Below are 14,002 nucleotides of genomic sequence, written 5' to 3'. Positions count from 1 at the left end.
GCTAGAAGATTGACCGGTGAAAGCACCTTCCCAGCGCGCTGCTACGTGAAATCTGAGTCCGCTAACCTCAGCCGAAAGCGGAGATTTCAATCACAGACGCATGCTTTTCTGCTGCGAAAACTATGGCCGATTTCTGCCGGTCAAGGCCCACCCCGTGGGCTGGTCAAAACTCATGCAAACAACTGGTCAAGTCGAATGCAAATGGCTGGTCAAGAGGAATGCAATTCGCCAGCTTGTCTCAGGCCTTTTTTTCGTCTGCACTAGGAAGCTCTATATGGAATGCCGTTTTCCCATTAGATGACGTACACCATATCTTTCCGTCATGCGCCTCGATTATCGATCGGGTGATCGATAAACCTAGCCCGGCGTTGCTTGGGCTCCCTTCTCTACGCGCAGGGTCCACTCGATAAAATCGATCGAAAAGCTTTTCAAGATGCTCAGGCGCAATGGACTCTCCAGGATTTTCCACTACGACCAATACCGACGTTCCTTTTTGTTGGATATCGACATTGATGCACTTCCCTTCAGAGGTATACCTGAGCGCATTTGATAGCAGATTAGAGATGGCTCGGTGCAGCATTAGAACATCGCCTCGGACGCTACCCCGCCCTGAAACCGTGAGGCCAATCCCTCGCTCATCAGCTAGTAGAGAGTAGTACTCCTGTAATTTCTCCACTATCTCTACTAGGTCTATCGGTTTCTTCTCGTGTGAAATCAGACCGTTGTCTGATTTTGCCAGAAAAAGCATGTCATCAATCATCCGACTCATACGCTTCAAGTCATCAAGATTTGAATACAAATTGTCTTCGTAGTCCTCAATATTTCTTTTTCTAGAAAGCACTACTTCTGTGTGGGTCATCAAATTGCTGACCGGCGTCCGTAACTCGTGAGCGATGTCCGCGGAAAAATTCGATAAACGGACAAATGCATCATCCAGCCTGGATAACATTGCGTTGAACGACAGCACCATCTGCTGAAGCTCTTTAGGAACAGATGCTAAGGGAATGCGCTCCTTAAGGGATTTAGCTGACATTGAAGCAGTGACCCGAGTGACTTGACGTATAGGCCGCAGACCACTGCTCGCGACCATCCAACCCAAGGCAGCACTGATCAGTGCGCTGATCACCAGCCCTATCCAAAACCACCGCTCAAGTGTCTCGAAGAAAGACATATGCTGAGTCACATCAAAGATCAACATAACGGTTAATGGCCTGTCTTGCCCCGTCACGATCACTTGTGCAGTCACTCCACGGAACATTTTCTCCTGCTCCCGCCACTCCCAGACGTTGCTGTTCGGGATCGTACGAAATTCCTCTGGAACATCGATCGAGCCGGGATCAGCAAACAGTAACTTCCCGTCACCATCGATTATTATGGCAGTCAAATCACGGTGAGCACCAAGCAGCGCCTCCAGCTCAGGCTTAACATCACTGAATTGATCGATGCTATTCAATCCAGTCAAAATTCTCTGAGTAGAATGGAGCTTTTCGCTTAGTGCCTGTTGATCCAGCATCTTGAAGTGATGCTGGCTAAGGTTATTGAAGCTGAGGCCGGCAATAGTGAGCACCGCCGTTACAGCCAGCATGAACATCAGACTCATACGGCTCGTCAGAGACATTCGCTTCATTTCGACTCCGAATCAGGAGAGTCGAGCATGTAACCCATACCTCGCGAGGTATGAATCAGCTTGACCTCAAAATCGTCATCGATTTTGGCTCTCAGTCGCCTGATCGCCACCTCGATAACGTTGGTATCGCTATCAAAATTCATGTCCCAAACTTGGGAAGCGATAAGCGATTTTGGCAGCACCTCTCCTCGACGACGCAGCAACAGCTCAAGCAAAGCAAACTCTTTAGCTGTCAGATCTATACGTTTACCTCCACGGATGGCCCGACGCTTAAGCAGGTCCACTTCCAGATCGGCCAATTTCATATAGGTTTGCGAGGGAGCGCTGCTACCCCTACGCAGCAGCGTTCTAACGCGAGCCAAAAGCTCAGAAAAGGCGAAAGGTTTGATCAGGTAATCATCTGCCCCGAGTTCAAGGCCCTTCACTCGATCTTCGACGCGGTCTCGCGCCGTGAGGAAGAGCACGGGAACATCCTTCCCGGATGCACGTACCTTCTGGAGGACTTCCCAGCCATCCAGCCCAGGCATCATGACGTCGAGAATCAGCAGGTCATAGGCTTCGCTCAAGGCGTGCTGAAGTGCCTCTTTGCCATCGGTAAACCGATCAACATTGAACCCCGCCTCGGTGAGTCCTTGCTGCAAATAGATGCCTATTTTTGGTTCGTCTTCAGCAACAAGAAGTCTCATAGGAGTGGCTCTCAAGTAATTATGAAACGGAGTCTGCAACGAAAAACACAAGCCAAGCAGCAACTGACAGAAAAGTAATATTGGCTTCAGGTATATGTCAGCGACCGCTGTCTATGGTCAAAAATGAGCATTTCCCTAATGCTCAGCCGACTCTTCAGCATGAAACGTATTTGGAGCCGGAAAACAATTCCAAAAGGAGCGGCACCATGAATCGCTTAAAAGTTCTTATTCTTGTGAGCTCGCTACTCGTCTCGTCTTCTCTATGGGCTGAAAGTGGCGGAGACCGGGTTGTCGAGCGTATGGAAAACCTGCGCAACAAGGCTGAAGCTGTGCTTATACAAGCTGAAAGAGCTCCTGAAGGGCAGCGTCATGTCCACATGGCCGAGCATATGAATATGCTTGGGGAGATCATGAGTCAGCTCCATCAAGATCACCCAGACGCATCGATGTCACCTCAGCAGCACCTCGCTTGGATGGAAAAGCACGACAAAATAGTTGATGACGTTTTGAGCCAAATGCAGCGTGAGCACAAATTGATGCTTTCTGAAAACCATCAGTGACCAACCGAGTCTCATTGGGGGTTTGTTAACCGCTCCGCTGAACACGGCGTTACCTGGGCGCCGTGTTTTCTTTTGAAAACTGACAGAAATGTAGTGTTCAGGTCAGTTAACTAGCAGCTCATCCCCTTTAGCATAGCCAGTGATTCCCTCTTACTCTCGAGGTCACCATGAAAGCTAAGCTCATTACCCCTGTTATTGCGGCAATCACCCTAATCTTCGGTGCTACGGCGATCGCCAGTGTTGGTCATGGTAAAGAGGACATCGGCCAGCCCGGTGTCTCTTCTAAGGTTACCCGTACGGTGGAAGTGGAGATGGGTGATGTTTTCTTCAAACCTAAAAGCATCGACGTCAAACCGGGTGAAACGGTCCGATTCGTCCTTCGCAATGAGGGTTCGCTGCTGCACGAGTTCAACATCGGCAAAGCCGCTGCTCATGCGGCACACCAAAAAGAAATGGCGAACATGTTCCAGAACGGGGCGCTAAGCCCCACCGGGGCCGGGAAAATGATGAGCGACATGGGCCATAGCATGGGAGGGATGAAGATGGTCGAAATGGAACACAACGACCCGAACAGCGTGCTGATCGAGCCAGGCGCAACCAAGGAGCTGATCTGGACCTTCAACAACACCACTGGGCTTCAATTTGCTTGCAACGTGCCGGGGCATTATCAATCAGGGATGGTCGGTCAGATTGACCTGAAGTAGGCCATAGTTGGCTGCAAACCACGCGTCGACGAAAGCGTTGACGCGTGATAATCAACCGGCGCTCGATCCGCGCAGATCACGTTACCCTGGAAGAGTTGCGGGCCCCATTGGAGGCCATAGTGAGGAGGCGCTGAATTAGACTGGTCGAAACTCGATCGTCAGATGGCTGACCTCGTGAACCGACTTGAGACGTTCACGAATGCTGTCGGCATTCGCAGTGGCCTCACCAAGGACGCTGACGATTGCCGCATGGGCTTGCGGCCCAATCTGCCAGACGTGTAAGTCCGTAATGGTGGCATCCCCCGGTGTCTCAACCAGTTCACGGATTTCCTCGGCAACGTGTGCATCGGTCTGATCCAGCAGTACACCTGCAGTGACTCCCATCAAGGTCCATGCCCACCGCGCAATAACGATGGCGCCGACGATGCCCATGACCGGGTCCAGCCACACCCAGCCGAGATAACGGCCGGCGAGCAGTGCCACAATGGCCAGAACCGAAGTCAGCGCGTCCGCGATGACGTGGACGTAGGCCGATTTCAGGTTGTTGTCGCTCCCGTGATGGGCATGACCATGATCATCATGAACGTGCCCATGACCCAGCAGCAGGGCGCTGGCAATGTTGACGATCAAACCGGCAATCGCGATGAGCGTAGCGGTGCCGAACTGCACGTCCGTTGGCTGGAAGAGGCGCATGACAGACTCAGCGCCAATTCCCAGGGAGACCATGCCGAGAATCAACGCCGAGGCAAACCCGCCCAGGTCTCCAACTTTTCCGGTACCGAAGCTGTAGCGCTGGCTGAAAGCGTGGCGTTTTGCATATCTGTAAGCAACGGCCGCTATGCCCAATGCCACGGCATGGGTTGCCATATGAAAGCCATCGGCCAGCAACGCCATCGAGCCAGTGATATAACCGGCGGTGATCTCGCCAACCATCATCACAACGGTAAGAGCCACAACCCAAAGCGTACGCTTGGCATTATCGTCGTGTGCTGAGCCAAGGAATACGTGGTCGTGGGTGTGTTTGATGTTGATGCCGCTCATGAGTGATTCCTGAAGGCGTTTACTTGGAGTAACGGCGAATGGCTTCAAGAAGCTCTTCCACGCCCTTACTACGCTCTTCCTCACTGAGAGCAGGGTTCGCAACATGCTCACGCGCATGCTCCTCGATGATTTCCTCCATCAAGCCGTTCATGGCACCGCGAGTGGCGGCAACAAGATGCAGTGTTTTGGCGCAATCGAGATCCGATTCCAACGCTCGCTCAACCGCTTGAAGTTGTCCGGCGATACGTTTTACACGCTTGAGAAGATCATCTTTGTTTGCTGCGATATGGCCCATGGGATACCTCTCCTACCTATACGTCGCACATGATAGGCATACCCCCTATACCTATACAAGGTTCACAGGCGTATGGGGCATTAAAAAACAGTGACAGGAAAGAGAGGTTCAAATCTGAGTGATGAAGCAGAGGGCCTGAAATGTTTACTTCTGGCCGCTCTCTGCCGGCCATGGCCTAGATGCGTACTGGTCGGACCCGATACAAATCGGCTGCTTAGGTCAAATGAAAACGGTTGGTCAAGTCTGTGTAATTATCCATCAATGACGCTCACAATTTGAAACAGACAACTATTGACATTGCCATAGTGTCAACCTTGATGCTGCCGGTGCGGTGAAAAGAGACCGCTCAGCACGAGAGGAATAACCATGTTCATCTTAGATGTATCAGGCATTGGTTGCGGCGGTTGCGTCAGCAAAATCACTAAAGCAATTCAGTCATTGGACAACAAAGCTACGATTTCCGTGGATCGGTCCGCCGGAAAGGTGAGTGTTGAAAGTAGCGAAAGCTCAGAGCAAATTCGTAAAGCTGTCGAGGCGTTAGGTTTTCCTTCCCAAATCAGCACTTGAATGCTGACACCTACCCTTGGCCCATAGTCAGCGCCCCTTATGCAGATGGCTCACAAGACCCTGCGCTACTAATCTCCTCGCAGAGCTTTGAGCAAACCTTTGAATGCACCATTCAAACGAGTAAAAGCGGCATCGAAACGTATCCCATTTCCTGTGTATTTTGCGACCTCAACCTGCTGATCGACAGTATTTTGATCGATGGCAGGTTGAACCGGAGTGCTGTAAAGCAAACCGCTTCCGTAAATATCACTTGCTGAATCTTTTCCGGCAATATGTTTTACATTTGGCGTTTTCATAGAAAACGTATTAGCAAGGTTTTCTCTATTCTGACTTGCAAGCACAGTAGAGAAGTCCACATCTCGAGCCTTGAAGTTCGGCGTATCGGCGTTTGCGATATTATTACTCAGGATTTCAGCTCTTTGACTACGATAAAATAACGCTCTTTCTGATGTGCCAAGTGCTTTCTCAAAGTTAATGCTCACACTCAATCACCCTTGATGGCTCAATTTTTTTCCAGGAACAACTAATACTTTGATTTTGCCGCAGTGCATCTAGGTTCATACACGAAGCTCCGGCATAGAAATCTAAAAACGACTTCACCTTGAAAGCACCTAAACCAAATCAATTACCCACCTAAAGCTGAGGCTAAATAAACAGCCGTGCGACTCGAAAAGATCGATACTTTACGTATTGAATAGCGTATTCCTCAAGAGAAATATGCCAACCTGACACAACTGTAATATTCAGCTAAGGCTTCTGACAGGGCATGAGCTTTATAGTCCTATTGAGCCTTAAGCTCTCCCCTAAGAATCATCGTTTGATGTGGATTTAGGGATTACCAATACTCCCAGAGGACACTAAAATGAAATCCATCAAAGCTTTGTTCATCATTGCAGCCCTAACCGTCTCTTCTTTTGCTATGGCTGAAGGCGGTGGTGATCGGACGTTCGCCCGCATGGAAGTAGCTAGGAATAATTCAATGGAATCGTATCAAGTAGCCCAACAACAGAGCACCCAGCCCCCGATCGCAGAAAGCAAAGTCAAAGCGATGGGCCACAAGAATTGCTGAATAGCTTACTGCGCATCAAAACTGACAGAAATGTAATCACTGTGATGGTTCAAATGTGGCAATTTCTGAGCTCGCTTGCCGTAAACACTCGTTTTTAGTGACGGCGAGCTAAGCTCATTCGGGCGCATCCCCCCCGAGAGAGTTCCTTCAACCTGTTGAGCAACTCATTGGTTGTTTCGCACGGCTTCCCTTTTTCACTGATCGGACGTAAACGGCATGAATTCCAAAACCTCTAGGCGGACATTCGTTAAAGGCCTGGCCGCTGGTGGCGTTCTCGGCGGCCTTGGTCTGTGGCGCACTCCTGTATGGGCAGTGACCAGTCCTGGTCTGCCGAGCATTCTCACCGGTAACGAATTTGATCTGTTTATTGGTGAAACCCCTGTAAATATTACTGGCTCGCCGCGCACAGCCATGACCATCAATGGTTCGTTGCCCGGACCTTTGCTTCGTTGGCGCGAAGGCGAAACGGTCACACTGCGTGTGAAAAACCGCCTAGACCAAGACACGTCGATTCATTGGCACGGGATCATTCTGCCCGCCAATATGGACGGTGTACCGGGGTTGAGTTTCCATGGCATCGCGCCCGACGGGATGTACGAGTACAAATTCAATGTGCATCAAAACGGCACATACTGGTACCACAGCCATTCAGGCTTGCAGGAACAGGCAGGCGTATACGGTCCAATTGTCATCGACTCTAAAGAGCCTGAACCTTTTCAATACGATCGCGACTATGTGGTGATGTTGACTGACTGGACCGATGAAGATCCTAGTCGTGTCATGGCCAAGCTCAAGAAGCAATCGGACTACTACAACCACCACAAACGTACCGTGGGCGACTTTATCGGCGACGTCAGCAAGCAAGGTTGGTCTGCTGCTGTGGCCGACCGCAAGATGTGGGCTGAAATGAAAATGAACCCCACTGATCTCGCAGACGTCAGTGGGGATACTTACACCTATCTCATGAATGGCCAAGCGCCTAACGGTAACTGGACCGGTATTTTCAAGCCGGGCGAGAAGCTGCGCCTGCGCTTTATCAACGGTTCAGCTATGAGCTATTTCGACGTTCGCATCCCTGGTTTGAAAATGACCGTTGTGGCGGCTGACGGTCAACATGTCAAACCAGTCAGCGTCGATGAATTCCGCATCGCCGTGGCAGAAACGTATGACGTGATCGTAGAACCTACCAGCGAAGAGGCTTACACCATCTTTGCCCAGTCCATGGATAGAACCGGTTATGCACGTGGAACCTTGGCAGTTCGCGAAGGTTTGAAAGCACAGGTACCTGCGATCGATCCTCGGCCGCTTTTGACCATGGATGACATGGGTATGGGCGGTATGGAGGGCATGGACCATGGCGGCATGGCTGGTATGGGCGGCGATATGAAGCAAGGTGAAATGTCAGGCATGGCTGGCATGGATCACAGCAAGATGACGGGGATGAACCAAAGCGACATGACCGGCATGGACAGCGGTGACATGTCTAACATGGCCGGCATGGATCACAGCAAGATGGCGGGAATGGACAAAGGCGACACGTCCAATATGGCCGGCATGGACCACAGCCAGATGGCTGGGATGAGCGATATGAGTGGCGAAATGCAGGCCCATCCAGCATCCGAAACCAACAACCCCTTGGTTGATATGCAAGCCATGAGCCCTACGCCAAAGCTAAACGACCCTGGCATAGGTTTGCGGAATAATGGTCGTCGAGTCCTCACCTACTCTGATTTGAGAAGCACTTTCCAAGACCCTGACGGCCGCGAGCCCAATCGCACTATTGAACTTCATCTGACCGGTCACATGGAGAAGTTTTCGTGGTCCTTCAACGGAATCAAATTTTCAGACGCAGAGCCGCTTCGTCTGAAGTATGGGGAGCGTCTTCGGATCACCCTGGTGAATGACACCATGATGACCCATCCCATCCACCTTCACGGCATGTGGAGCGATCTTGAAGACGAAAATGGCAAGTTCATGGTGCGCAAGCACACAATTGACATGCCACCAGGTACTAAGCGCAGTTATCGAGTCACCGCTGATGCCTTAGGTCGCTGGGCCTATCACTGCCACCTACTTTTCCATATGGAAATGGGCATGTTCCGTGAAGTACGGGTTGATGAGTAAAGGAGACGATCTGTGAGCACATACGTAAATCGTAATAAATCGCTGGTGGGTTGCCTCTTTGCCGTTGGTCTGATGGGCGGACTCTCTTCTGTGGTGATGGCAGGAGAAGATAGTAGTGATCATTCATCTACTGCGAAAGCAACTAACAAACCTGCAACTACGGCAAACGAAACTAAGCCCGATCACGGTTCAATGGACCACAGCAAGATGGGGTCTATGGATCACAGTAAGATGAGCATGGACGACGGGGAAATGGAAGGTATGGAAAGCATGGATGGAGGAGCGACCGCCACGAGTCGAACCCCGATCCCTGTACTTACCGACGCTGACCGTGCAGCCGCCTTTCCAGATGTGGCAGGTCATGGTGTCCACGACAAACAACTCAACTCCTTCATGCTGCTGGATAAGTTTGAGTACCAGGATGCTGATAACGGTAGTGCACTGGCTTGGGATGCGAAAGGATGGATCGGCGGTGACGTTGACCGATTGTGGTTGCGCTCGGAAGGCGAACGTACCAATGGTGTAACGGAAAGCGCTGAACTCTCCGCACTTTGGGGACACGCCATCGGTCCGTGGTGGGATGTCGTCACCGGCGTACGGCAAGACTTCAAGCCCGGGTCGCCACAAACTTGGGGAGCGCTCGGTATACAGGGCATGGCCCTGTATAACTTTGAAGCCGAAGCCACTGCCTACATCGGTGAGAACGGTCAGACCGCTGCTCGATTTGAGGGCGACTACGACATTCTGCTGACCAATCGCCTGATCTTGCAGCCTACAGCCGAAGTAAATTTATACGGGAAAAATGATCCTCAGCGTGGCATTGGGTCTGGATTGGCTAACACCGAAGTAGGGTTGCGATTGCGTTACGAGATTGTTCGCCAATTTGCCCCCTACATTGGAGTTAGCTGGAACCGCTCCTACGGCAAGACGGCCGACCTGGCGAGCGATGAAGGAGAAAGGACCAGCGAGGCTCGATTTGTTGCCGGTATTCGGATGTGGTTCTGAGTGCATGACATGAAAAACATTGACCTCTGCTGGTGTGTTCGCCGCAATAGTAGCTGCCGGTAAGGTGCTCCCTCTGGATATCTTCATGCAGATGCAGCCGAAGAGGTAACCGAAGCAGAGGACCATCATGGCGAGAGACAGCGACTACGGTGAGGTAGCAGCACCTTCTCAGGATGAAAGTACCCAACATACCCATCCTTAGGGGGGCGAGGCTTCACATGACGCGTCTTCAACTCCGACCGCTTAGCCAAAAAATCATACCCATGCTGATGGGAAGGAACATACCCATGCGAAATAACATTTTTCGTCCTGGTCGGGCACTGCGCCTCGCTGCACTCTCGGTTCTGTTTATCAGTTCCGCAGGTCATGCCACAGAATTGCTGACGATCAACGTCCATCGTGACGCTAACTGTGGATGCTGCAAGAAGTGGATGGAGCACCTTGACGCCAACGGTTTCACCGTCGTTGATCATGTAGAAACCAACATGAGCAGAGTCAAGAAAGACTTGGGTGTTATTCCGCGTCTCTCGTCATGCCACACCGCTATGATCAACGGAAAATTTGTTGAAGGCCATGTACCTGCAGAGCAAATAGTTGCTTTGATCAAACGCGACGACCTTATCGGGATTGCTGTACCTGGCATGCCGACAGGCTCACCTGGCATGGAGGTCGGTGGAAAGAAGGATGCTTATCAGGTCATTGGCCTGAGCAAAACAGGTATTAACCAAGTGATTGCCGAATACCCGGCAAACTAGTTTTCAAACTTTCCTTAATTCTTGCGTGGTCACTGCCCTTGATCATGCAAGTGACGGAGTGCTTACTCTAATGAGCTATCAAAATTGAGACGGACTCCTCACTGGCTATAACCACCCACCTGTAAGTTGGCAAAAAGCTATTAAGCATTTGTAGTCGTATGGGTGACACACCATAAAAAAGGCGCCACTAGGGCGCCTAAACCATCTCCACAACCAAAGGAGAAACACAGAGATGGGGTGTATCTGGTAAGCGAACATTTGTTGCTAGCTAGTGTTCGTTAATGGAGTGGCAGTGGTTACTCAACAACAAATCGAACCTAATCCAAATAAGATTCGAAAATGTCTGCACTCGTCGTTACTTGGCAACCATTAAACACATGCGCTCCAGAGAACCTACCATGGCTACCTTAGTCTATCCTCCGCGTGGGCAGTTAGTACCCATAACCCTGTACTCTACAGTGTTGAGCTTGCCAGCCGAATCTTCAAAGGTCATACGCGAAGGCGCAACAGCACAGTTTATATTAGCTTGCGTTATACTGACGACCTTATGAATATCTAGGTCCATACCATATTTATAATGAACAATTTCAGGGTTAGACTTCCCGTTTTTCAAGGCGTACTGCTCCATCGCCTGTTGGTTTTCTTGCATCATCCGACCGTAAACGCGATCACCACCTCCTTCAGCTATTGCCAAAGACGACAAGGCCAATATTGAAATGGTAAAAAATGCTTTAAATACTTTCATGATTGTCTCCTAGTGCTCACTTACTTCTGACTAGAGGATAACGAATCATACCTTTCAGAAAGCTGCCGCGAATATTACTTATGTGTCAGGCATTGTGAGCCCGGCTCCTGGCTTGCAAGGTGTCTAGAGAATCCGGGGCGATTCAGACAGTTGCTACCGCACCGGTGGGTAGAGCTCCATCGCATTGATCAAATGGGCGTAACCCACTAGATTTCCCATTTTTTCCCCTGTCGCTGACTAGATTTTCTTAACCGCGCCAAGATTTTCTTAAAATGTGCGCCGAACACTCAGAAAATATTAACCGAAAATGGCCGCGCAACCACTATTTTGGGGCTTTCCGCTTATTGGCGGTAAGCGTCCCGCAATCACACCTTACCGCATTGCGCTTTCTGGACGACCTGGGCTTTGAACGTTTTGGGATAAGAGCTACGTTGGCGCATGGAAATCCTAGCGATAAGGGTGATTGCGTTCGCTTAAAAATACGCGGACACAATCGCCCTTAATGCTGGAGTTCGGTAGGTGAGTTCGCCGGACGGTTACTGCTATGGGGCATCTCAGCCAGAACGCAGTCACTGAGTGCGAGCTACCCAACTGAGCTGGGAGTTGAACTGCTGAAAAGCACGGTTATTGGTAGAAGGCTGCCGACCCGTAGAACTCAAGTGGAGTATAATCTTCCTCTTTCCTTCGAAGCTGACGGATTAAATCAAATTCTCTTCCAGTTTTGGAGGCAAGGTCGTCTGCGATCTCTAATGTAGACCTCCTAATTGCAAGCATCGCCATCTTATAGGCGTCGAAATAAGAGTTCCCAGCCGCCAAATTGAAAGCTAGATAAGCTCCGAACGCTGCTGCTGGATAACCCATGACAGGCCATAGATGGGAAATTGTCGCTTGATCTGCGCTCGCTAAACCTGGGGCTATACCGATTTTTGGTAGAAAACCGCGTTCCTCAAATCGCGCTCCGTCACAAATGTTTAGAAATGCTAATCGCCGTTTATCCATGACTGGAGCCTGCTCCCATAGATCCTCAAGCGAAACGGATAAATTATCCCCGATGTGCATTTTCACATGTTTAGGAGACCAGTGATCAAACTCGCCGTGGGATGCGACCCAAATAATATCGTACTTAGGGTCTTTATAAGCGTCGATGAAGCTTTGTTGCGTGGCTTCGGTGAAGCAGACCACTTTTACGGTGGCTCCGGCAGATTCAAAGATGTGCTTAATTACTTCGGCCTCAAGTTCTTCTGTAAGACTTCCGCCACCACACCAAATCAAAACATTTTGCGGTTTTCTGTCAGATTTTGGAGTGGATAACGATGAGGTTAGCGGCCATGTTTCACCCCACACTTTGAGCTGTATCGCTTGCAGCGGGGTACACTCAGTATCAAGAATCAACTGGTATAAAGGTTTGGCGTTGAACGGAAATGGAGAAAAGCAATAGCTTCTAGTTAGGGCTGTTTCGTATTCTGTAGAATTCCCATACTTAGGGATTCCTATTCTATTTGGAATTGTTAGACCAGAGTTGTCGGAATAAGCGATGGTTTTTGCCACGCCTAAAAAATGGTTGCTCGATTGTACCAGTTGCTCGATAAAGGTCTGAGTATCACGCTCAATGAATATTTTCTCGTCGCCTAAAGCTGCGAGATAGCCATGCTCACCGAACGGAATAGATATGTACAGATCTTGTGCATTGATATTGGAATTGGCTGTCAGTAACTGGTGCCACAGCAGTAAACCGTCAAGCGTGACGTGGGTTTTACCGGCGTTCAAGCTGTTGACGACAAACGGCAAAATTGAGCCGCTCCGCATTGCTGCATCACGAAAGAAATTAATTCCGTCAAGCTTTGACTTATAGAAACCTTGGACAAGGTTTATCTTTCTGAGAAGTGCGGATGGGTCTCCATCCTTATTGCCTGCATAGATAGTGGCTAGCAGTTGCAGCTTATGCGGCTCAGCGAGGTTTTCATTGAAGTCGGCGAGTGCCTTTGCTGCCCACTCATGCGATGCTTTGCTTGAGAACGCACTTGCTGTAGTAGACAAGGTGTAATAATGAACGGCACGGACTTCATCTGGTAGAGTATTTTTGCCAGCGACAGACTCTAGGTATGGAACGAAAGTCTTGGCCAAGTCAGGCGCTTCTTTTGCTGCCCAGCATGCCATTTGACTTCCAAGATTTGCTTCGTCAATGTAAATGTATTCCGCAGGCAGATTCATCGTGTCTGCAAAAGTCGATGCGGCGAAGGGCCATAGCTCGCGTGCTATATTGTTCATGGCTGTTCGCTCGCGAGCGTAGTAGTAGAAGGCGCTGAAAAATTTCACCATCACCGGCACAAACCCTGGCCAGGTTCTTACCACCGCTGATGAATAGAAGTCAAAGATTCTCCCCAGATGTAAATTTTTTGAGTGACTGTCTCTGGTGTCTTCTGATAACGCCCATCCAATCCAGCTCCCCATATCAGTTAGTTCATATATACGGTATGACGCGTGAAGTGTTTCGGTAGCAAAAATGAACTGGTAATAGTGGGACAATAGTCTGTCTTCGGCAGGGGCACTATTTTGCTGATCAATTATAAGGCAGATTATGCGTCGGACTTCTGCATGCGAGATGGATGAAGCTAAAGTGGCGTCACGGAAAACTTTGTCAAAGTGCTCATGCAGAATCGCTAGGCTTTGTTCGAGGTTCAATACATTGCTTCCTTCTAGTCTGCATTGATCAATTTATGTATCCGTTGGCCTCAGTCGGACTGCTCCTCTCTATGGGCACTGTCAATGTCGAGCGCCTAAACTGGCTGTGGATGTTTTGGCCGCTGTCAATCCTACCTGCAAT

At 50.0% G+C, this 14,002-nt stretch carries 14 protein-coding genes; 7 read left to right on the top strand and 7 right to left on the bottom strand.

What is annotated here, in order from left to right; all coding sequences use genetic code 11:
• Positions 1 to 238: 238 nt before the first annotated feature.
• Together JQ845_RS16550 and JQ845_RS16545 are read right to left on the bottom strand one after the other, a co-directional pair.
• Positions 239 to 1,627 (bottom strand): heavy metal sensor histidine kinase, encoded by a 1,389-nt coding sequence (locus JQ845_RS16550; RefSeq protein WP_048401425.1) that lies wholly within the window; start codon positions 1,625 to 1,627, stop codon positions 239 to 241.
• On the bottom strand, positions 1,624 to 2,313 hold the full coding sequence (locus JQ845_RS16545) for a heavy metal response regulator transcription factor (RefSeq protein WP_010655513.1): 690 nt from the start codon (positions 2,311 to 2,313) through the stop codon (positions 1,624 to 1,626). Before JQ845_RS16545 ends, JQ845_RS16550 begins: the two co-directional genes overlap by 4 nt.
• Before the next feature lie 206 nt (positions 2,314 to 2,519).
• On the opposite strand from JQ845_RS16545, the gene JQ845_RS16540 reads away from it, so the two are divergent.
• Together JQ845_RS16540 and JQ845_RS16535 are read left to right on the top strand one after the other, a co-directional pair.
• A complete protein-coding gene (locus JQ845_RS16540) occupies positions 2,520 to 2,873 on the top strand; it encodes a co-regulatory protein PtrA N-terminal domain-containing protein (RefSeq protein ID WP_048401424.1) in 354 nt (117 codons plus the stop codon).
• 167 nt (positions 2,874 to 3,040) lie between these two features.
• Positions 3,041 to 3,577: a cupredoxin domain-containing protein gene (locus JQ845_RS16535; protein ID WP_048401423.1), complete on the top strand. Its 537-nt coding sequence runs from the start codon at positions 3,041 to 3,043 to the stop codon at positions 3,575 to 3,577.
• Positions 3,578 to 3,712: 135 nt separating this feature from the next.
• Here the strand turns inward: JQ845_RS16535 and dmeF are convergent, their stop codons facing one another.
• On the bottom strand, positions 3,713 to 4,618 hold the full coding sequence (gene dmeF / locus JQ845_RS16530) for a CDF family Co(II)/Ni(II) efflux transporter DmeF (protein ID WP_048401422.1): 906 nt from the start codon (positions 4,616 to 4,618) through the stop codon (positions 3,713 to 3,715).
• A gap of 19 nt (positions 4,619 to 4,637) precedes the next feature.
• Positions 4,638 to 4,913, bottom strand: a complete 276-nt coding sequence (locus JQ845_RS16525) for a metal/formaldehyde-sensitive transcriptional repressor (RefSeq protein WP_010655517.1) — start codon at positions 4,911 to 4,913, stop codon at positions 4,638 to 4,640.
• Between the two features lie 366 nt (positions 4,914 to 5,279).
• Here JQ845_RS16525 and JQ845_RS16520 point away from each other — a divergent pair, with 366 nt between their 5' ends.
• Positions 5,280 to 5,480, top strand: coding sequence for a heavy-metal-associated domain-containing protein (locus JQ845_RS16520; protein WP_010655518.1), 201 nt, complete (start codon positions 5,280 to 5,282; stop codon positions 5,478 to 5,480).
• 68 nt (positions 5,481 to 5,548) lie between these two features.
• Here the strand turns inward: JQ845_RS16520 and flgB are convergent, their stop codons facing one another.
• A complete protein-coding gene (gene flgB, locus JQ845_RS16515) occupies positions 5,549 to 5,962 on the bottom strand; it encodes a flagellar basal body rod protein FlgB (protein WP_082149373.1) in 414 nt (137 codons plus the stop codon).
• A 380-nt stretch (positions 5,963 to 6,342) separates the two neighbouring features.
• Between flgB and JQ845_RS16510 the strand changes: the two genes are divergently transcribed.
• The 4 genes from JQ845_RS16510 (at position 6,343) to JQ845_RS16495 (ending at position 10,433) form a co-directional block, all read left to right on the top strand.
• Positions 6,343 to 6,549 (top strand): co-regulatory protein PtrA N-terminal domain-containing protein, encoded by a 207-nt coding sequence (locus tag JQ845_RS16510; RefSeq protein WP_048401421.1) that lies wholly within the window; start codon positions 6,343 to 6,345, stop codon positions 6,547 to 6,549.
• 216 nt (positions 6,550 to 6,765) lie between these two features.
• On the top strand, positions 6,766 to 8,673 hold the full coding sequence (locus tag JQ845_RS16505) for a copper resistance system multicopper oxidase (RefSeq protein WP_010655521.1): 1,908 nt from the start codon (positions 6,766 to 6,768) through the stop codon (positions 8,671 to 8,673).
• 72 nt (positions 8,674 to 8,745) lie between these two features.
• A complete protein-coding gene (locus tag JQ845_RS16500) occupies positions 8,746 to 9,678 on the top strand; it encodes a copper resistance protein B (protein ID WP_082149386.1) in 933 nt (310 codons plus the stop codon).
• A gap of 287 nt (positions 9,679 to 9,965) precedes the next feature.
• Positions 9,966 to 10,433, top strand: a complete 468-nt coding sequence (locus JQ845_RS16495; RefSeq protein ID WP_048401419.1) for a DUF411 domain-containing protein — start codon at positions 9,966 to 9,968, stop codon at positions 10,431 to 10,433.
• A gap of 412 nt (positions 10,434 to 10,845) precedes the next feature.
• On the opposite strand, the gene JQ845_RS16490 is transcribed toward JQ845_RS16495, so the two are convergent.
• Positions 10,846 to 11,178, bottom strand: coding sequence for a DUF2790 domain-containing protein (locus JQ845_RS16490; protein ID WP_048401418.1), 333 nt, complete (start codon positions 11,176 to 11,178; stop codon positions 10,846 to 10,848).
• Positions 11,179 to 11,802: 624 nt separating this feature from the next.
• Complete coding sequence (locus JQ845_RS16485) at positions 11,803 to 13,860, bottom strand: CHAT domain-containing protein (protein WP_236010219.1); 2,058 nt, start codon at positions 13,858 to 13,860, stop codon at positions 11,803 to 11,805.
• Positions 13,861 to 14,002 lie beyond the last annotated feature (142 nt).

This window comes from Pseudomonas paraversuta, assembly GCF_904063065.1.
Lineage (GTDB): Bacteria > Pseudomonadota > Gammaproteobacteria > Pseudomonadales > Pseudomonadaceae > Aquipseudomonas > Aquipseudomonas paraversuta.
Note: the sequence above shows the minus strand (reverse complement) of the source record. Positions and strands in the feature narration are given on the sequence as shown.

Excerpts from the sequence above, each read along its gene's own strand:
- JQ845_RS16550 (WP_048401425.1), bottom strand. The coding sequence starts at position 1,627 with ATGAAGCGAATGTCTCTGACGAGCCGTATGAGTCTGATGTTCATGCTG.
- JQ845_RS16545 (WP_010655513.1), bottom strand. The coding sequence starts at position 2,313 with ATGAGACTTCTTGTTGCTGAAGACGAACCAAAAATAGGCATCTATTTG.
- JQ845_RS16540 (WP_048401424.1), top strand. The coding sequence starts at position 2,520 with ATGAATCGCTTAAAAGTTCTTATTCTTGTGAGCTCGCTACTCGTCTCG.
- JQ845_RS16535 (WP_048401423.1), top strand. The coding sequence starts at position 3,041 with ATGAAAGCTAAGCTCATTACCCCTGTTATTGCGGCAATCACCCTAATC.
- dmeF (WP_048401422.1), bottom strand. The coding sequence starts at position 4,618 with ATGAGCGGCATCAACATCAAACACACCCACGACCACGTATTCCTTGGC.
- JQ845_RS16525 (WP_010655517.1), bottom strand. The coding sequence starts at position 4,913 with ATGGGCCATATCGCAGCAAACAAAGATGATCTTCTCAAGCGTGTAAAA.
- JQ845_RS16520 (WP_010655518.1), top strand. The coding sequence starts at position 5,280 with ATGTTCATCTTAGATGTATCAGGCATTGGTTGCGGCGGTTGCGTCAGC.
- JQ845_RS16510 (WP_048401421.1), top strand. The coding sequence starts at position 6,343 with ATGAAATCCATCAAAGCTTTGTTCATCATTGCAGCCCTAACCGTCTCT.
- JQ845_RS16505 (WP_010655521.1), top strand. The coding sequence starts at position 6,766 with ATGAATTCCAAAACCTCTAGGCGGACATTCGTTAAAGGCCTGGCCGCT.
- JQ845_RS16500 (WP_082149386.1), top strand. The coding sequence starts at position 8,746 with ATGGGCGGACTCTCTTCTGTGGTGATGGCAGGAGAAGATAGTAGTGAT.
- JQ845_RS16495 (WP_048401419.1), top strand. The coding sequence starts at position 9,966 with ATGCGAAATAACATTTTTCGTCCTGGTCGGGCACTGCGCCTCGCTGCA.
- JQ845_RS16490 (WP_048401418.1), bottom strand. The coding sequence starts at position 11,178 with ATGAAAGTATTTAAAGCATTTTTTACCATTTCAATATTGGCCTTGTCG.